Source organism: Pulveribacter suum, from assembly GCF_003013695.1.
In the GTDB taxonomy this organism is placed as follows: Bacteria; Pseudomonadota; Gammaproteobacteria; order Burkholderiales; family Burkholderiaceae_C; genus Melaminivora; species Melaminivora suum.
Genome location: NZ_CP027792.1, coordinates 928430 through 946348, shown reverse-complemented (window position 1 = coordinate 946348; position 17919 = coordinate 928430). Strand labels below are relative to the sequence as shown.

The window sequence follows — 17919 nt, the reverse complement described above, 5'->3', positions numbered from 1 at the left end:
CGTTTGACGCTCATTTGGCGTCAAATCAGCAACTGCCATCTCCCGACCTATCATGGCCGCCACCATGACGCGTGCGCCCACCGACCGCCCCGCAAGCCCCCGCGCCTGCGCGCCCGCACGCGCGGGGGCCTGCCTGTTGGCTACCCTGGCCGTGGCCCTGCCCTTCGTCTTTCCGTTCACCGAAGCGCCCAACAGCAACTTCTGGCCCCTGCTGGCCAGCGCCGCCTGCGCCTGGCTCATCGCCCTGCTGGCCTGCAGCGGCGCGCTGGCGCGCCGCCACCTGGCCCCCTGCCTGGCGGCGGGGCTGCTCGCGGCCGCCCTGGCCGGCGGCGCCATCGGCCTGGCGCAGTATTTCCTGGGCGACGCCGGCCTGTCGCCCTGGGTGCGGAGCGCCGAAGTGGGCCATGCCATGGGCAACCTGCGCCAGCGCAACCAGCAGGCCACGCTGGTGTCGCTGGGGCTGTGGGCGCTGCTGTGGTGGCTGGCGCGGCTGCAGCCGTGGGCGCTGGCGCATCCGCAGCGCCGGCTGGCGCCGCTGCTGGCAGCCGCAGCCGCCCCCTGGGCGCTGGCGCTGCTGGCCGGCGCCGGCGCGGCCACGGCTTCGCGCACGGGGGCGCTGCAGTGGCTGCTGGTCATCCCGGCGTTGCTGCTGGTGTGGCGGCGCAGCGCGGGCGCACTGGCGCCGGCCGTGTCTGCGGCAGGGCTGGGCCTGTACCTGCTGGCCTGCTGGGGCCTGCCGCTGCTGCTGACGCAGTGGACAGGCGTGCAGGCCGAGGGCCTGTTCACCCGGCTGGCCCAGGGCGCGCACCAGGCCTGCACCAGCCGCGTGGCCCTGTGGGGCAACGTGCTGGAGCTGATCGCCGCCCGGCCGTGGGCGGGCTGGGGCTGGGGCGCGCTGAAATACGCCCACTACATCACCCCCTTCGAGGGCCTGCGCTTTTGCGTGCTGCTGGACAACGCGCACAACCTGCCGCTGCAGCTGGCGGTGGAGCTGGGCCTGCCGGCCGCGCTGGCCCTGGTGGGCGGCGCCCTGTGGGCCGCCTGGCGCGCGCGGCCCTGGCGCGAGCGCGATCCGGCGCGCCAGCTGGCCTGGGGCGTGCTGGCGCTCATCGCGCTGCACAGCCTGCTGGAGTTTCCCCTGTGGTACGGGCCGTTTCAGCTGGCCGCGGCGCTGGCCGTGGCACTGCTGCTGGCGCCCCTGCCCGGCGCCTGGCGCCGGCGGCTGCGCGCCGCGAGCGCGCCGGCACTGCTGCTGGCGCCGGTGCTGGCGCTGGCGCTGGCGCATGACTACCGCCGCGTCGCCGCCCTGTACCAGACGCCGGCCGAGCGGGCGCCCGCGCTGCGGGACCTGGACGCGCAGCAGGTGGCGCGCCAGGCCTGGTTCTTCGGCACGCCGGCGCTGTTCGCCTGGCTGACCACCACGCCGGTGGAGGCCGCCAACGCCGCCGCCATCCACGCGGCCGCCCAGCAGCTGCTGCATTACTCGCCCGAGCCGCGGGTGATCGAAAAGCTCATCGCCAGCGCACGCCTGCTGGGCCGCGAGGACGAGGCCGCGCTGCACACCGAGCGCTACCGCCGCGCCTGGCCGCAGGAGTGGGCGCGCTTTGCTGCGCCGTGAAGGGTGCTCAGACCAGGTCGCAAAAGGCGATGACTTCGCCCAGCCAGCGCTCGAAGCCGCTCAGCGCGTGGTCGCTGCCGGGCAGCACGTGCTGGCGCGCGGCGCTGTAGCGGGCCACCATCTCGCGCCAGTCCAGCACCTCGTCGCCCTGGGCGGCCACCAGCAGCTCGGGGCCGGCCGGGGGCTGGTCGCGCACATCCAGCTCGCGCAGCTCGTCGATGAACTCGGGGCGAAAGAAAAAGCGCTCCTCGGGGTCGTGCCAGGAGGTCTGCTCGCCGATGTAGCGCGCCAGGTCGCGCGCCGGGTCCACGGCCGGGTTGAGCATGACGCTGGCGCAACGCGCGTGCTGCGCCACCCAGCTGGCGTAGTAGCCGCCCAGCGAGGAGCCGATCACCGCCATGCGCGAGTGCGGCCAGGCGGCAATGCCCTGGGCCACCATCTGCATGGCCGCGCGCGGTGAGGGCGGCAGCTGCGGGCACCACAGGTGCACCAGCGGGTGGTGGCGGGCCACGTGGGCGGCCACCTGCTGCGCCTTGGCCGAGCGGGGGGAAGAGCGAAAGCCATGCAGGTACAGCAGATGGGTATTGGGCATGGCAGCCATTGTGCGGCGCCGGACTGAAAAATAGGCCCGGCCTGATAATTGCGCCCCCATGGTCGCCAGCACCCGCGCCTCGTTTCACTCGCCCACTCTCGCGCAGCGCGTCGCGCCGCTGCTGCGCGGCTTCGACTGGCCGCTGATCCTGCTGCTGCTGGTGCTGGCCGGCATCGGCCTGGTGGCGATGTATTCGGCCGGCTTCGATCACGGCACGCGCTTTGCCGACCACGGCCGCAACATGCTGCTGGCGGCGGGCATCCTGTTCGTGGTGGCCCAGGTGCCGCCGCAGCGGCTGATGGCGCTGGCCGTGCCGCTGTACGCGGTGGGCATGGCGCTGCTGGTGGCGGTGGCGCTGTTTGGTATCACCAAGAAGGGGGCGCAGCGCTGGATCGACATCGGCGTGGTGGTGCAGCCCAGCGAGCTGATGAAGATCGCCATGCCGCTGCTGCTGGCCTGGTGGTTCCAAAAGCGCGAGGGCCAGCTGCGCGCGCTGGACTTCGTCGTCGCCCTGGCCCTGCTGGCGCTGCCCGTGGGGCTGATTATGAAGCAGCCCGACCTGGGCACCTCGCTGCTGGTGCTGGCCGCCGGCATGGCGGTGATCTTCTTTGCCGGCCTGCCCTGGAAGCTGGTGGTGCCGCCGCTGCTGCTGGGCGCCGCGGCCATCGCGCTGGTGGTGTGGTACGAGCCGCAGATCTGCGCCGACGGCGTGCGCTGGCCGCTGCTGCACAGCTATCAGCAGCAGCGCATCTGCACCCTGCTGGACCCTACGCGCGACCCGCTGGGCAAGGGCTTTCACATCATCCAGGGCATGATCGCCATCGGCTCGGGCGGGCTGTGGGGCAAGGGCTTCATGGCCGGCACGCAGACGCACCTGGAGTTCATCCCCGAGCGCACCACGGACTTCATCTTCGCTGCCTTCTCCGAGGAGTTCGGCCTGGCGGGCAACCTGACGCTGATCGTGTGCTTCTTGCTGCTGGTGTGGCGCGCCCTGGCCATCGCGGCGCAGGCCGCCACGCTGTTCGAGCGCCTGATGGCCAGCGCCGTGGCCATGATCTTCTTTGCCTACGCCTTCGTGAACATGGGCATGGTCAGCGGCCTGCTGCCGGTAGTGGGCGTGCCGCTGCCCTTCATCAGCTACGGCGGCACGGCCATGACCACGCTGGGCCTGGCGCTGGGCGTGCTGATGTCGGTGGCGCGGGCGCAGCACCAGCCGGGCGAGCGCGGCGTGCAGTAGCCCGGCGCCAGCGCAGGGGCGGGGCGCTGCCTAAAATGCGCCGATGATCTCCCGCGAACCCACCATCGAGCGTCTGGCCACAGCGCGCGACCTGCTGCTGACGCCCTTCGGGCTGGACGAATCCCACCTCGGCCGCGCGCTGGCGCACATCCGCGCGCACCAAGTGGACGACGCCGATCTGTACTTCCAGTACACCCGCCACGAGGGCTGGAGCCTGGAGGAGGGCATCGTCAAGACCGGCTCGTTCTCCATCGACCAGGGCGTGGGCGTGCGCGCCGTGAGCGGCGAGAAGACGGCGTTCGCCTATTCGGACGACATCTCGCTGGCCTCGCTCATGGACGCGGCCTCCACGGTTCGGTCGATTTCGGCTGCGGGCAAGGCTGGCAAAGCGCGAGTAGCTCCTAAAAGAGTAGCGCCAAGCCGCTCGCTGTACCCCCACATCGACCCCATCGCCTCGATGGACAGCACGGCCAAGGTGCAGCTGCTGGAGCGCGCCGAGCAGCGCGCCCGCGCCAAGGACCCGCGCGTGGTCCAGGTCATGGCCGGCCTGGCCAGCGAATACGACGTGGTGCTGGTGGCCCGCGCCGACGGCCTGCTGGCCGCCGACGTGCGCCCGCTGGTGCGCCTGTCGATCACCGTGATCGCCGAGCAGAACGGCCGGCGCGAGGTCGGCTCGTCCGGCGGGGGCGGGCGCTTCGGCCTGGCCTACTTCACCGACGAGCAGATCGGCCAGTACGCCGATGAAGCCGTCAGCGCCGCACTGACCAACCTGGACGCGCGCCCGGCCCCCGCCGGCGAGATGACCGTGGTGCTGGGCCCGGGCTGGCCCGGCGTGCTGCTGCACGAGGCCGTGGGCCACGGGCTGGAGGGCGACTTCAACCGCAAGGGCTCGTCGGCCTTCAGCGGCCGCATCGGCGAGCGCGTGGCCGCCAGGGGCGTCACCGTGCTGGACGACGGCACCATGGCAGACCGGCGCGGCTCGCTGAACGTGGACGACGAGGGCCAGGCCACGCAAAAGAACGTGCTGATCGAGGACGGCATCCTCAAGGGCTACATCCAGGACGCCATGAACGCGCGCCTGATGGGTGTGCCCGCCACCGGCAACGGCCGGCGCGAGAGCTACGCGCACATCCCCATGCCGCGCATGACCAACACCTACATGCTGGGCGGCGACCGCGATCCGGGCGAAATCGTCGCCAGCATCAAGCGCGGCCTGTACGCCACCAATTTCGGCGGCGGGCAGGTGGATATCACCAGCGGCAAGTTCGTGTTCTCCGCCAGCGAGGCCTTCTGGGTCGAAAACGGGAAGATCCTCTACCCCGTCAAGGGCGCCACGCTGATCGGCAGCGGCCCCGAGTCGCTGAAGAAGGTGACCATGATCGGCAACGACCTGGCGCTGGACAGCGGCGTGGGCACCTGCGGCAAGGAAGGTCAGAGCGTGCCCGTGGGCGTGGGCCAGCCCACCCTGCGCATCGAAGGCCTGACCGTGGGCGGCACAGCCTGAGGGCCGGGGCCGCAGGGCGGGAGCAGCGCGCATGCCGCCGACCTCCAGCGCCTTCGCCGGGCTGCGCCAAGGCTCGCTGCACAGCTTTGCCGCCGTCAGCCAGTTTCTGAGCGAAGGCGCCGCACACGAAGACACGCGGCTCTTGCGCGAGCACCTGGCCACGCTGTCGGGCCAGATCGAGCAGGCCACGCAGGCGCGCCGCTCGCGCCATGAGCCCGCTGCCATCGAGCGCCAGCTGGCCCTGCTGGCGCGCAGCGCCCACCAGCACCAGCTGCTGCTGACGGGCATGGGCTCGGCCTGGCACGCGCTGTATGAGTTCGGCGCCTACCAGCGCGCCCTGCGCGAGCTGCGGGGCGCCCTGGAGCGCTGGCGCCAGGCGCTGGCCGCACGCGACGCCGTCGCCGAGACCGAGCGCTTTGGCGACTTCGAGCGCCTGGCCTGGCGCACGCTGGGCGAGGCGCTGCTGGTCATGGACATCTACGTGCACCAGGGCGCCGGCGCGCTGCCCGCGCATTCCACCGCGCCGCAGCCGCGCGGCAAGCGCCTGCTGGCGCGTCTGCGCCGCTGGCTGGCGGGCCGCGGCCTGTAGCGCCAGGGCAACGCCGCCCTGTGCTGCAGCGCCGCAAACCTGCTACATTGGCCCGCATGCCCAGCCGTAGCGCGTCCTACTTTTACTTTTGGTTCTCCATCCTAGGCGGATGAGAGAGGCACGCGCGCACCCCGACTGACAAACGAACCCCTCCCAAGAAACCGCCGAAGCTGACAGCAGCCCGGCGGTTTTTTTTGGCCCTTTTTCTTCTTTTTCCACCGATCCCACCCACACCCGAGAGGAAGCCGCCATGAACGCCCGAGTCCCCACCAGCGATGCCTGGTACCCGAACGTCGAAAAAACCAGCCAGACCGACGATCAACGCATCCAGGACATCACCGTGCTTCCGCCTCCAGACCACCTGATCCGCTTCTTTCCCATCCAGGGCTCGCAGGTGGAATCGCTCATCGCCCGCACGCGCCAGAACATCCACCGCATCATGAACGGCCAGGACGACCGCCTGCTGGTGGTGATCGGCCCCTGCTCCATCCACAACCCGGCCGCGGCGCTGGAGTACGCGCGCCAGCTGCAGGCCGTGCGCGCGCAGCACGAGGGCGAGCTGGAGATCGTCATGCGGGTGTACTTCGAGAAGCCCCGCACCACGGTGGGCTGGAAGGGCCTGATCAACGACCCCTACCTGGACGGCAGCTACCGCATCGACGAGGGCCTGCGCATCGCCCGCCAGCTGCTCATCGACATCAACCGCCTGGGCGTGCCGGCGGGCAGCGAATTCCTGGACGTGATCAGCCCGCAGTACATCGGCGACCTGATCAGCTGGGGGGCGATCGGCGCGCGCACGACGGAGAGCCAGGTGCACCGGGAGCTGGCCTCGGGCATCTCTGCGCCCATCGGCTTCAAGAACGGCACCGACGGCAACATCCGCATCGCCACCGACGCCATTCAGTCGGCCGGGCGCGGCCACCACTTCCTGTCGGTGCACAAGAACGGCCAGGTGGCCATCGTGCACACCAAGGGCAACCAGGACTGCCACGTCATCCTGCGCGGCGGCAAGGCGCCCAACTATGACGCGGCCAGCGTGCAGGCGGCCTGCCAGGACCTGCAAAAAGCCGGCCTGCCCGCCTCGCTGATGGTGGACTGCAGTCACGCCAACAGCGCCAAGCAGCACGAGCGCCAGCGCGACGTGGCGCGCGACATCGCCGCCCAGATCAGCGGCGGCTCGCACAGCGTCTTCGGCGTGATGATCGAAAGCCACCTGGTGGCCGGCGCGCAAAAATTCACCCCCGGCGCGGACGACCCGCAGGCGCTGGAGTACGGCAAGAGCATCACCGACGCCTGCCTGGGCTGGCAGGATTCGGTCGCCACGCTGGCAGAGCTGGCCGCCGCCGTCAAGGCCCGCCGCGCCGCCGCGGTGTAAGCTCGGCCACGCCCTCCCTCCAACCCCTTCCACCCGCAAAGGCACCGTCACCATGCAAAGCGAAGTGTTCGTCACCCTCACCCCCGGCGATGAGTTGCGCCTGGACCTGCAAGGCAGCCAGCCCATGGAGCATGAGCAGGCCCGCCGCTGGCTGGACGACGAATTCATCCGCATGGAGTGCGAGCCCCTGCGCGCCAGCGGCAAGGTGCTGCTGGCCGACAAGGTGCTGACCGTGGCGCAGGCCGCCGGCGCGCGCCACTTTGCCGACGCGCAGTGGGCCACCCAGTTCGCCCGGGCCACGGTGGCCGCGCTGTCGCGCCCCATGGTGCGCGTGGACGTGCCGGCCATGGCCGTGAGCTTCTGACGCGCGGACTTGCCCGCGCCCCCCGCAAAAACGCCCGGCAGTGCCGGGCGTTTTGCCGTGCGGGCCTGCCGGTCAGCCCGCCAGGGCGGGCGCCGCCGGCATTCGCGGCGCGGCCGGGCGCGGCAGGGGGCCGGGCGCGGGCACGGGCGCTGCGCTGCGCCGCTCGCCGTGGCCCTGCTCGTCCACCCGGAAGCGGCGCACGGCCTGGGCCAGCTGGCGGGCCTGCTCGTTCAGCGCCTCCGAGGCGGCCGTGGACTGCTCCACCAGCGCGGCGTTTTGCTGGGTCATCTGGTCCAGGTGGCTGACCGACTGGTTGATCTGCCCCAGGTTGTCGCTTTGCTGGGCCGCGCCCTCGGTGATCTCGGTCACGATGCCCGAGACGCGGCGCACGCTGCCCACGATCTGCGTCATGGTCTCGCCAGCCTCGCCCACCAGCCGCGTGCCGCCGGCCACGCGCTCGACCGAGGCCTGGATCAGCGTCTTGATCTCGCGCGCCGCCTCCGCGCTGCGCTGGGCCAGGCTGCGCACCTCGCCGGCCACCACGGCAAAGCCGCGCCCTTGCTCGCCGGCGCGGGCGGCTTCAACAGCCGCGTTCAGTGCCAGGATGTTGGTCTGGAAGGCGATGGAGTCGATCACGCCGGTGATGTCGCCGATGCGCCGCGAGCTCTCGGAGATCTCGCCCATGGTGTGCACCACCTGCGCCACCACGGCGCCGCCGCGCTCGGCCACGCTGGCCGCCTCGGCCGCCAGCCGGCTGGCGCTGCGCGAGGACTCGGCGCTGTGCTGCACGGTGCCGGTGAGCATCTCCATGGAGGAGGCCGTTTCCTGCAGGCTGGCCGCGGCCTGCTCGGTGCGCTGGCTCAGGTCCTGGTTGCCGGTGGCGATCTCGGCGCTGGCCGTGCCGATGTTGCCTGCCGCCTGCTGCACCTGCTCCACCAGGGTGCGCAGCGACTGCTGCATGCGTGCCATGGCGTCGATCAGGCTGCCGATCTCGTCGCCCCCGCCGGCCGGCACGGCCTGCGACAGGTCGCCAGCGGCGATGCGCTCGGCCAGGCTGCTGGCCTGGTGCAGGGAGCGGGCGATGGAGCGCACGGTGAGCAGCGTGAGCGGCACCAGCACCGCCAGGGCCAGCGCCACGGCCGCCGCGATCCACAGCGACATGGTGGCCGTGCGCGCGTCCAGCTGGGCGCGCGCGGCGTCCATGTGCTCGCGCGCCTGCGTGCCCAGGGTGGCCAGCACGGTGTCGGTGGCTTCCATGTGGCCCTTGAGGCGGTCGGCGTAGGCGCCCGCGCCGGCGCCGTCGAGCTGGGCGCGTTCGATCTGCTCGAAGATGGGCGTGATGCCGGTGGCGTATTGCTGGATCTCTCCCAGCGCCTGGTCGATGGCGGCGCCGAAAGCGGCGTCGGCGCCCTGGTTGGCGCTGCGCGCCTGCGCCAGGCCCGCCTGCAGGCCGGCCAGCTGGCGCGCCCACACCTCGCGCAGCGCCTCGACCTCCACGGCGTTGTTGAAGTTGATGATGATGTCCTTTTCGGCCCGGCGCAGGTGGCCCAGGCCGGTGCGCAGCTCGGACACGGCCGCCACGGTCTGCACCTGGCGCGAAAACAGCTCGTGCATGGTCGTGCGGGCCCGGTCCAGACCGGCGTAGCCCATGGCGCCCACCAGCGCCAGCAGCAACAGCGAAAAGACAGTGGCGAAGTACAGCCGCGCGCGGATCGAGAGGCGCTCCAGAACGTTCATTGGCTTGGCCCTTTGGCAAAACACCCGCCCTCATGAGACGGGACTATGCAACTATATGTTGCAGCTTTTTGCCCCCGGCAGAGGGTAACTACCGGGCCGGGCGCTCCGGGGTATTCAAAAATGATAGCTGCCAGCGCTTTATCGGCGGTGCTTTGAGGCATGAAGCACCTCGAAAGCCTTGCAAGCCAAGCGCTGGCAGCTCCTGTTTATGAAGCAGCCGGCGCAATGGGAATGTAGAAGTCGCCCCCGGCGCGGTTGAACTCGTCGGCCTTGGCCCGCATGCCCGCGGCCAGGCCCTGGTTTTCGTCCAGCCCGCGCGCGGCGGCGAACTCGCGCACCTCCTGGGTGATCTTCATGGAGCAGAACTTCGGCCCGCACATGGAGCAAAAGTGCGCCACCTTGGCGCTGTCCTTGGGCAGGGTTTCGTCGTGGTACTGCTGCGCCGTCTCCGGGTCCAGCCCCAGGTTGAACTGGTCCTGCCAGCGAAAGTCGAAGCGCGCCTGGCTCAGCGCATCGTCGCGCGCGCGGGCGCCCGGGTGGCCCTTGGCCACGTCGGCGGCGTGCGCGGCGATCTTGTAGGCAATGATGCCCTGCTTGACGTCGTCGCGGTCGGGCAGGCCCAGGTGCTCCTTGGGCGTCACGTAACACAGCATGGCCGTGCCCATCCAGCCGATCATGGCCGCGCCGATGGCCGAGGCGATGTGGTCGTAGCCCGGTGCGATGTCGATGGTCAGCGGCCCCAGGGTGTAGAACGGCGCCTCGTGGCAGGTCTTGAGCTGCTCGGCCATGTTGGCGGCGATCAGGTGCATGGGCACGTGGCCGGGGCCTTCGATCATGGTCTGCACGTCGTGCTTCCAGGCGATCTTTGTCAGCTCGCCCAGCGTGTGCAGCTCGGCAAACTGCGCCTCGTCGTTGGCATCCGACGCGCAGCCCGGGCGCAGGCCGTCGCCCAGGCTGAAAGACACGTCATACGACTTCATGATGTCGCAGATGTCCTCGAAGTGCGTGTACAGGAAGCTCTCGCGGTGGTGCGCCATGCACCACTTGGCCATGATGGAGCCGCCACGCGAGACGATGCCGGTGCGCCGCTGGGCGGTGAGGTGGATGAACCCCAAGCGCACGCCGGCGTGGATGGTGAAGTAGTCCACGCCCTGCTCGGCCTGCTCGATCAGCGTGTCGCGGAAGATCTCCCAGGTCAGGTCCTCGGCGACGCCGCCCACCTTCTCCAGCGCCTGGTAGATCGGCACGGTGCCAATCGGCACGGGCGAGTTGCGGATGATCCAGTCGCGCGTGGTGTGGATGTTCTTGCCCGTGGACAGGTCCATCACGTTGTCCGCGCCCCAGCGGATGGCCCATACCAGCTTTTCCACCTCTTCCTCGATGCTGGAGGTGACGGCCGAGTTGCCGATGTTGGCGTTGATCTTGACCTTGAAGTTGCGCCCGATCGCCATGGGCTCGACCTCGGGGTGGTTGATGTTGGCCGGGATGATGGCGCGCCCGCGCGCCACCTCGTCACGCACGAACTCGGGCGTGATGATTGTCGGAATGCTGGCGCCCAGGCTGTTGCCCGCCAGGCGCTGCTCGCGCGCGGCGTCCTGGCTGTACTGCGCCATCCACTCGCGCCGGCCGTTCTCGCGCAGGGCCACGTATTCCATCTCGGGCGTGACGATGCCCTTCTTGGCGTAGTGCATCTGCGTGACGTTGGCGCCGGCCCTGGCGCGCAGCGGCCGGCGCTGCAGCGCGGCGGCCTGTTCGCGCAGCTGCGCCAGGCGATCGCCGTCTTCGGCCTTCTGGCCGTCGTCCAGCGCCTTGCGCACGCGGCCCTCATAGCCCTCGGTGTCGCCCCGCGCCGCAATCCACCCGCTGCGCACGCCGTCCAGGCCGCGGCGCACGTCGATCTGCGCGGCCGGGTCGGTGTAGGGGCCCGAGGTGTCATAGACGCTGACCACCTCGCCGTTGGTCAGCGTGATGTCGCGCACGGGCACGCGCAGGTCGGCGCGGCTGCCGGCCAGGTAGGCCTTGCGCGAAGCAGGAAAAGGCTCGCGGGCGCTGGCCAGCAGCTGGGCGAAACGGTCGAGGTCGGGGGCGTTCATGGCGGGCACTCCAGTTCATCAGGACGAATGAATGAAATGCTCCGCAATCGGCCATCAAGGCTCTGCGTACCCGCATGGGGACGCAGGCAGGCCTATGGCTGCAGCTCTTCTTACGCTGGTACTAACCAGATCAAGTTCGCGGTTTTGGCGGTCGGGTCCGCCATCTCAGCACGCCTGTTGTCGTTCGTGCACCCCGGAGCAGGGGCGAGTATAGGTTCAGGCCAGGCGTTCAAGGGCCAGCACGGCGAAGAACATCAGCCCGGCGATGAGCGTCCACTTCACGATCACGAGGCCGAAGCGCTTGTAGCGCGGCTGCCCGGTGGCGGCGAAGAAGGCGAACGAGACGGCTGCCGCCAGAAACAGCAGCAGCACGAGCCAGCGAAACAGCAGCATGGCGCGCCCCCCCCGCTCACCAGGCCCGCACGGGCTGGGCGAAGCCGCGCGGCGCCTGGCGCTCGTGCTCGAAGGACACCAGCTCCCAGGCGTCCTGCTGCGCCAGCAGCTCGCGCAGCAGCTGGTTGTTCATGGCGTGGCCGGAGCGGTGCGCGCTGTAGGCGGCCAGCAGCGGGCGGCCCACCAGGTACAGGTCGCCCATGGCGTCCAGGATCTTGTGCCGGGCGAACTCGGCGTCGTAGCGCAGGCCGTCGGCGTTGAGCACCTTGTAGTCGTCCATGACGATGGCGTTGTCCAGCCCGCCGCCCAGCGCCCGGCCGCTGGCGCGCAGCATCTCCACGTCGCGGGTGAAGCCGAAGGTGCGGGCGCGGGCGATGTCGCGCGCATAGTTGCCCTCGCCCAGATCGAACTCCACGCTCTGGCCGGTGGAGTCCACCGCGGGGTGGGCGAAGTCGATCTCAAAGCGCAGCTTGAAGCCGTGGTAGGGGTCCAGCCGGGCCCACTTCAGGTGGCTGCCCTGGCCCTCGCGCACTTCCACGGGCCGCGTCACGCGGATGAAGCGCTTGGGCGCGTTCTGCAGCTCGATGCCCGCGCTTTGCAGCAAGAAGACGAAGGACGAGGAGGAGCCGTCCAGGATGGGCACCTCCTCGGCGGTGATGTCCACATACAGGTTGTCCAGCCCCAGGCCGGCGCAGGCCGACATCAGGTGCTCCACCGTGTGTACCTTGGCCCCGCCCGCGCCGATGGTGGAGGCCATGCGCGTGTCCACCACAGAATCCGCGCGGATGGGGATGTCCACCGGCTCGGGCAGGTCCACGCGGCGAAAGACGATGCCGGTGTCGGGCGCGGCGGGGCGCAGCGTCAGCTCCACCCGCTGGCCGCTGTGCAGCCCCACGCCCACGGCGCGCGTGAGGGTCTTGATGGTGCGTTGCTGAAGCATCGGGCGATTTTAGGCGGCGCCGCCGCGCTGCAGTGCCTGCGGCTGCCTATGGCGCCGATAGGCGTGCGGACAAGGCTGGCGCACAATACGCCCCGCGTGTAAGTAAACGTACGCGCCCTCCTGGCAGCCCTCGTACCCTATCCCCTCATGAACAAACTCAGTTTGAAAGCCAAGATCGTTCTCATGCTGGCCACCGCCTTGCTGGCGCTGCTGGCCATGGCCACCATGGCCCTGCTGCAGGAGCGCCGCCTGATCGTGCAAGCGCGCCAGGACACGCTGGCCACGGCCGTGCAGTCCGCGCACAGCATCGTGGCGGCCTACAAGGCCCGTGCCGACAGTGGCGCCATGCCCAGGGAGGAGGCGCAGAACGCCGCAAAGGAGGCGCTGCGCCTGTCGCGCTACGGCGGCCCGGACGGGCGCACCGAGTATTTCTACATCTGGACGCTGGACAGCCGCGGCGTGATGCACCCCATCAAGCCCGAGTGGGAAGGCCAGGACATGAGCGGCAAGCTCAAGGACGGCACCGGCATGGACCTGTTGCGCCAGATCACCAGTGCCCTGGCCGCCAGCACCGATGGCAAGGTCTTTGTCGCCGCCATGTTCCCGCGGCCGGGCCAGCAGGAGCTGTCCCCGAAGCTGCAGTACGCCATGCGCGTGGACGGCTGGAACTGGTTCGTCGGCTCGGGCCTGTACACCGACGACGTGGACGCCGCCGTGCGCCGGGCCCTGCTCAAGGACCTGGCGCTGGTGGCGCTGGTGATGCTGCTGGTGGGCGGCGTGGGCTGGGCGGTGCTGCGCTCGGTGCTGCGCCAGATCGGCGGCGACCCGGCGCAGGCCATGGCCGTCATGTCGGAAGTGGCCCGCGGCCATCTGGACGCCCCCGTGCCGCCCAGCCCGAGCGGCTCGCTGCTGGACGGCCTGGCGCAGATGGTGGACTCGCTGCGCCGCCTGGTGGCCGAGGTGCGCTCGGCCTCGGACAGCATCGCCACCGCCGCCGCCGAGATTGCCCAGGGCAACAACGACCTGGCCCACCGCACCGAAGACACGGCCAGCAACCTGCAGGCCACGGCCAGCAGCATGGAAGAGCTGACCAGCACCGTGCGCCAGACCTCGGACTCGGCCCAGACCGCCAATCAGCTGGCCAGCTCGGCCGCGCAGGTTGCCGGGCGCGGCGGCCAGGTGGTGGCGCAGGTGGTGAGCACCATGCAGGAGATCAACGCCGGCAGCCGCAAGATCAGCGACATCACCGGCGTCATCGACTCCATCGCCTTTCAGACCAACATCCTGGCGCTGAACGCGGCCGTGGAGGCGGCCCGCGCCGGCGAGCAGGGCCGGGGTTTTGCCGTGGTGGCCGGCGAGGTGCGCCAGCTGGCCCAGCGCAGCGCGGAGGCCGCCAAGGAGATCAAGACGCTGATCGGCGCCTCGGTGGACAAGGTGGAGACCGGCACGCAACTGGTGGGCAGCGCCGGCAGCACCATGGACGACATCGTGGCCAGCGTGCAGCGCGTGAGCGACATCATCGGCGAGATCGGCGCGGCCACCTCCGAGCAGAGCCAGGGCATCGCCCAGGTCAGCACGGCCATGAGCGAACTCGACCAGATGACGCAGCAAAACTCCGCACTGGTCGAGCAGTCCACCGCCGCGGCCCAAAGCCTGCGCGAGCAGGCGCTGCGGCTGACGCAGGTGGTGGCGCTGTTCCGCCTGGAAGCGGGCGCCGCCCCGGCACCCTCGCCCGCTGCCGCTCTGCGCCCCATGGCCGCGCCAGCGCCGCGTCCGGCCGCTCTTCGGCCCATGGCGCGGCGCCCGGCCGCTGCCCCTGCCACCGCCGCGGCGCCGCGCCCGGCCATTGCCGCGCCGGCACCCTCTCCCCGGCAGGCAGCGGGCGCGCAGGACGACTGGGAATCCTTTTAAATCCGCACCCAGGAATGAAAAAACCCGCTGGCGCAAACCAGCGGGTTTTTTGGTTGGGCTGCCGCCCGTCCGTCAGTCGGCCTGCTTGCGCAGGAAGGCCGGGATCTCCAGCTCGTCCATGCCGCCCGACGACAGCGCATCCACCCGGGCCGTGGCCTGGGTGCGGTTGGTGCGCCACACGCTGGGCACGGCCATGTTGCCGTAGTCGGTGCCGCCCGCGCCGCTGACCACGCCGCCAGCCACGGCCGTGCCGGCGCCGGGCATGTGGTAGGCCACGTTGTCGGTGCCGGTGCGCAGGCTGCCCTGCACCACCTGCATGGGCTGGCGGCGCGCGCCGGTGCGCGCCAGGCCGGTGGCCACCACGGTCACGCGGATGGCGTCCTCCAGCGTCTCGTCGTAGGCGGCGCCGAAGATCACGTGCGCATCCGGCGAGGCGTAGGCGTTGATGGTGGTCATGGCCAGGCGCGACTCGGCCAGCTTCAGGCTGCCCTTGCTGGCCGTCACCAGCACCAGCACGCCCTTGGCACCCGACAGGTCGATGCCCTCCAGCAGCGGGCAGGCAATGGCCTGCTCGGCGGCGATGCGGGCGCGGTCCGGGCCGGTGGCCACCGCCGTGCCCATCATGGCGCGGCCGGGCTCGCCCATCACCGTGCGCACGTCCTCGAAGTCCACGTTCACCTGGCCGTACTCGTTGATGATCTCGGCAATGCCGCCCACGGCGTTCTTCAGCACGTCGTTGGCGTGGGCAAAGGCCTCCTCCTGGCCGACGTCGTCGCCCAGCACCTCCAGCAGCTTCTCGTTGAGCACCACGATGAGGGAGTCCACGTTGGCCTCCAGCTCGGACAGGCCCTCTTCCGCGTTCTTCATCTTGCGGCTGCCTTCCCACTCGAAAGGCTTGGTGACCACGCCCACGGTGAGGATGCCCATCTCCTTGGCCACGCGGGCGATCACGGGCGCGGCGCCCGTGCCCGTGCCGCCGCCCATGCCGGCGGTGATGAACAGCATGTTGGCGCCGGCAATCGCCTGGCGCACTTCTTCTTCGGCCTGGCCGGCGGCCTCGCGGGCGCGCTCGGGCTTGTTGCCCGCGCCCAGGCCGTTGTGGCCCAGCTGGATGGTGCGGTGCGCCGAGCTGCGCAGCAGTTGCTGCGCGTCGGTGTTGGCGCTGATGAATTCGACTCCCTGCACGCCGCGGGCGATCATGTGCTCGACGGCATTGCCGCCGCCACCGCCCACGCCGATCACCTTGATGTGCGTGCCCTGGTTGAACTCGTCGGTTTCGATCATTTCGATGCTCATGAAGGTGCTCCTGTCTCTGCGTTATAGACGGCTGTGGCCGAAAGGGGTGGATGGCGGAAAAAACGGGGAGAAAAAAGGCAGGGCGAAGCCCCTGCCGGTGGCGGACGGGCGTGCCGCCAGCGCACGCGTTTGCGGTGCCGGTAGGGGTTCATGTCAGAAGTTCCCCACGATGAAATCCTTGAAGCGGCCGAACGCCGTCTTGACCGAGCCGCTCTTGGCCGCGACCTTGAAGCCGCGCAGGCGCGCCATGCGCGCCTCTTCCAGCAGGCCCATGACGGTGGCCGCGCGCGGCTGGGCGATCATGTCGGCCAGCGCGCCGGAATATTTGGGGATGCCGCGGCGCACGGGCTTCAGAAAGATGTCCTCGCCCAGCTCGACCATGCCCGGCATGACGGCGCTGCCGCCCGTGAGCACGATTCCGGAGGACAGCACCTCCTCGTAGCCGGACTCGCGGATGACCTGCTGCACCAGCGAGAAGATCTCCTCCACGCGCGGCTCGATCACGCCGGCCAGGGCCTGCTTGCTCAGCATGCGCGGGCTGCGGTCGCCCAGGCCGGGCACCTCCACCTGCGCGTCCGGCTCGGCCAGCAGCTGCTTGGCGTAGCCGCTCTCGACCTTGATGTCCTCGGCGTCCTTCGTCGGCGTGCGCAGGGCCATGGCGATGTCGCTGGTGATCAGGTCGCCGGCGATCGGGATCACCGCCGTGTGGCGGATCGCCCCGCCGGTGAAGATGGCCACGTCGGTGGTGCCTGCGCCCACGTCCACCAGGGCCACGCCCAGCTCGCGCTCGTCGGGCGTCAGCACGGCCTGGCTGGAGGCCAGCGGGTTGAGCAGCAGCTGCTCGACCTCCAGGCCGCAGCGGCGCACGCACTTGATGATGTTCTCGGCGGCGCTTTGCGCGCCGGTGACGATGTGGATCTTGGCCTCCAGGCGGATGCCGCTCATGCCGATGGGCTCGCGCACGTCCTGGCCGTCGATCACGAACTCCTGCGGCTCCACCAGCAGCAGGCGCTGGTCGCTGGAGATGTTGATGGCCTTGGCCGTCTCCACCACGCGGGCCACGTCGGTGGGCGTGACCTCCTTGTCCTTCACCGCCACCATGCCGCTGGAGTTCAGCCCGCGGATGTGGCTGCCGGTGATGCCCGTATAGACCCGCTGGATCTTGCAGTCGGCCATCAGCTCGGCCTCCTTCAAGGCCTGCTGGATGCTTTGCACCGTGGCCTCGATGTTGACCACCACGCCGCGCTTGAGCCCGTTGGAGGGCGCCACACCCAGGCCGGCGAGCTTGAGCTCGCCACCGGGCAGCACCTCGGCCACCACGGCCATGACCTTGGCGGTGCCGATGTCCAGCCCCACGACCACGTCCTTGTATTCCTTTGCCATCGCTTGTACCCAGTCCTTGCCCTCAGTTGTTCTGTACCGCGCGGCGCGGCTGCGCCGGCCGGGCGCCGGAGCGCGCCGCGCGGGCGGCCTGCTGCGCCGCCTCGGCGCTCATCACCGTGGTCACCCCGTGCAGGCGCAGCGCGTAGCCGCTGGCGTGGCGCAGGTCGGCATATTCGAGTGCCGCCACGCTGCGCCCGCCCTGCTCCTGGGCCACGCGCGGCAGCGTGGCCGTGAGCCGGCGCACGCGCTCCAGCAGCGTGGCCTCGTCGCCACCGCCCAGCTCCAGCGCGGCGCCGCTGTCCAGCAGCACGCGCCAGCCGCCGTGGGGCGTCAGCTCCAGCGTGTCGATAGGTGAGCCCAGCGGTGCCAGCGCCAGCGCCAGGCGCCGCTGCATGCGCAGCAGCTCGGCCGAGCGCTCGGGCGGCCCCACCAGGCGCGGCAGGTTGTCGGCCTCCAGGTCGTCGGCGTCGGCCTCGAAGACCTCGCCATGGCTGTTGACCAGCATGCCGCTGCCCTCCACCCCCCAGTGCGCGACCACGTCGTGCTCCTGCAGCTGCACGCGCAGCCCGCTGGGAAAGTCGCGCCGCACCTCGGCCTGGCGCACCCAGGGCACCTGTTCGAAGGCGCGGCGCGCCTCCTGCAGGTCCAGCGTGAAGAAGTTGCCCACCAGCTGCGGGGCCACGTTGGCGCGCAGGCTCATGGCGCTGGTGTGCACCAGGTCGCCCTGCACGGCAATGCGCCCGACGGCAAAGGCCGGGTGGCGCAGCAGCCAGCCGCCGCAGGCCCACAGCACGGCCACGGCCACGGCCATGAACAGGACCGTGGCGGTCACGTTCATCAGCCGCACGTCCAGCGGTGCGGGCAGGGGGGCGTTCATGGCGGCGTTC

The 17919-nt window shown here is 70.5% G+C and carries 15 protein-coding genes and 1 riboswitch; of the genes, 7 read left to right on the top strand and 8 right to left on the bottom strand.

What is annotated here, in order from left to right:
• Window positions 1-52: 52 nt before the first annotated feature.
• A complete protein-coding gene (locus C7H73_RS04290; RefSeq protein WP_227001413.1) occupies window positions 53-1618 on the top strand; it encodes a PglL family O-oligosaccharyltransferase in 1566 nt (521 codons plus the stop codon).
• Between the two features lie 7 nt (window positions 1619-1625).
• Here C7H73_RS04290 and C7H73_RS04285 read toward each other — a convergent pair whose 3' ends face one another.
• On the bottom strand, window positions 1626-2210 hold the full coding sequence (locus C7H73_RS04285; protein WP_106847526.1) for a YqiA/YcfP family alpha/beta fold hydrolase: 585 nt from the start codon (window positions 2208-2210) through the stop codon (window positions 1626-1628).
• Window positions 2211-2268: 58 nt separating this feature from the next.
• On the opposite strand from C7H73_RS04285, the gene rodA reads away from it, so the two are divergent.
• The 5 genes from rodA to C7H73_RS04260 all read left to right on the top strand — a co-directional run bounded on the left by rodA (window position 2269) and on the right by C7H73_RS04260 (window position 7279).
• Complete coding sequence (rodA, locus tag C7H73_RS04280; protein ID WP_106845514.1) at window positions 2269-3447, top strand: rod shape-determining protein RodA; 1179 nt, start codon at window positions 2269-2271, stop codon at window positions 3445-3447.
• Between the two features lie 43 nt (window positions 3448-3490).
• Window positions 3491-4951, top strand: coding sequence for a metalloprotease TldD (gene tldD / locus C7H73_RS04275; protein WP_106845513.1), 1461 nt, complete (start codon window positions 3491-3493; stop codon window positions 4949-4951).
• Between the two features lie 31 nt (window positions 4952-4982).
• Window positions 4983-5540, top strand: coding sequence for a hypothetical protein (locus C7H73_RS04270; protein ID WP_106845512.1), 558 nt, complete (start codon window positions 4983-4985; stop codon window positions 5538-5540).
• A 250-nt stretch (window positions 5541-5790) separates the two neighbouring features.
• The gene (locus tag C7H73_RS04265; RefSeq protein ID WP_106845511.1) at window positions 5791-6915 is read left to right on the top strand and encodes a 3-deoxy-7-phosphoheptulonate synthase; all 1125 of its coding nucleotides are present in this window, start codon (window positions 5791-5793) and stop codon (window positions 6913-6915) included.
• A gap of 52 nt (window positions 6916-6967) precedes the next feature.
• Window positions 6968-7279, top strand: a complete 312-nt coding sequence (locus C7H73_RS04260; RefSeq protein WP_106845510.1) for a hypothetical protein — start codon at window positions 6968-6970, stop codon at window positions 7277-7279.
• A gap of 72 nt (window positions 7280-7351) precedes the next feature.
• On the opposite strand, the gene C7H73_RS04255 is transcribed toward C7H73_RS04260, so the two are convergent.
• From C7H73_RS04255 to lpxC, 4 genes are all read right to left on the bottom strand, one after another.
• On the bottom strand, window positions 7352-9016 hold the full coding sequence (locus tag C7H73_RS04255) for a methyl-accepting chemotaxis protein (RefSeq protein ID WP_106845509.1): 1665 nt from the start codon (window positions 9014-9016) through the stop codon (window positions 7352-7354).
• Window positions 9017-9222: 206 nt separating this feature from the next.
• Entirely contained in the window at window positions 9223-11109 is a 1887-nt protein-coding gene (thiC, locus tag C7H73_RS04250) for a phosphomethylpyrimidine synthase ThiC (RefSeq protein WP_106845508.1), read from the bottom strand.
• A gap of 90 nt (window positions 11110-11199) precedes the next feature.
• A riboswitch (TPP riboswitch) is annotated at window positions 11200-11315 on the bottom strand.
• Window positions 11316-11325: 10 nt separating this feature from the next.
• A complete protein-coding gene (locus C7H73_RS15655; protein ID WP_170104811.1) occupies window positions 11326-11502 on the bottom strand; it encodes a hypothetical protein in 177 nt (58 codons plus the stop codon).
• A 16-nt stretch (window positions 11503-11518) separates the two neighbouring features.
• The gene (gene lpxC / locus C7H73_RS04245) at window positions 11519-12442 is read right to left on the bottom strand and encodes a UDP-3-O-acyl-N-acetylglucosamine deacetylase (RefSeq protein WP_106845507.1); all 924 of its coding nucleotides are present in this window, start codon (window positions 12440-12442) and stop codon (window positions 11519-11521) included.
• 147 nt (window positions 12443-12589) lie between these two features.
• Here lpxC and C7H73_RS04240 point away from each other — a divergent pair, with 147 nt between their 5' ends.
• Window positions 12590-14353, top strand: coding sequence for a methyl-accepting chemotaxis protein (locus C7H73_RS04240; RefSeq protein WP_106845506.1), 1764 nt, complete (start codon window positions 12590-12592; stop codon window positions 14351-14353).
• A gap of 72 nt (window positions 14354-14425) precedes the next feature.
• On the opposite strand, the gene ftsZ is transcribed toward C7H73_RS04240, so the two are convergent.
• The 3 genes from ftsZ to C7H73_RS04225 all read right to left on the bottom strand — a co-directional run bounded on the left by ftsZ (window position 14426) and on the right by C7H73_RS04225 (window position 17909).
• Window positions 14426-15649, bottom strand: a complete 1224-nt coding sequence (gene ftsZ / locus C7H73_RS04235) for a cell division protein FtsZ (RefSeq protein WP_106845505.1) — start codon at window positions 15647-15649, stop codon at window positions 14426-14428.
• Window positions 15650-15802: 153 nt separating this feature from the next.
• A complete protein-coding gene (ftsA, locus tag C7H73_RS04230; protein ID WP_106845504.1) occupies window positions 15803-17032 on the bottom strand; it encodes a cell division protein FtsA in 1230 nt (409 codons plus the stop codon).
• A gap of 22 nt (window positions 17033-17054) precedes the next feature.
• Entirely contained in the window at window positions 17055-17909 is an 855-nt protein-coding gene (locus tag C7H73_RS04225; protein ID WP_106847525.1) for a cell division protein FtsQ/DivIB, read from the bottom strand.
• Window positions 17910-17919 lie beyond the last annotated feature (10 nt).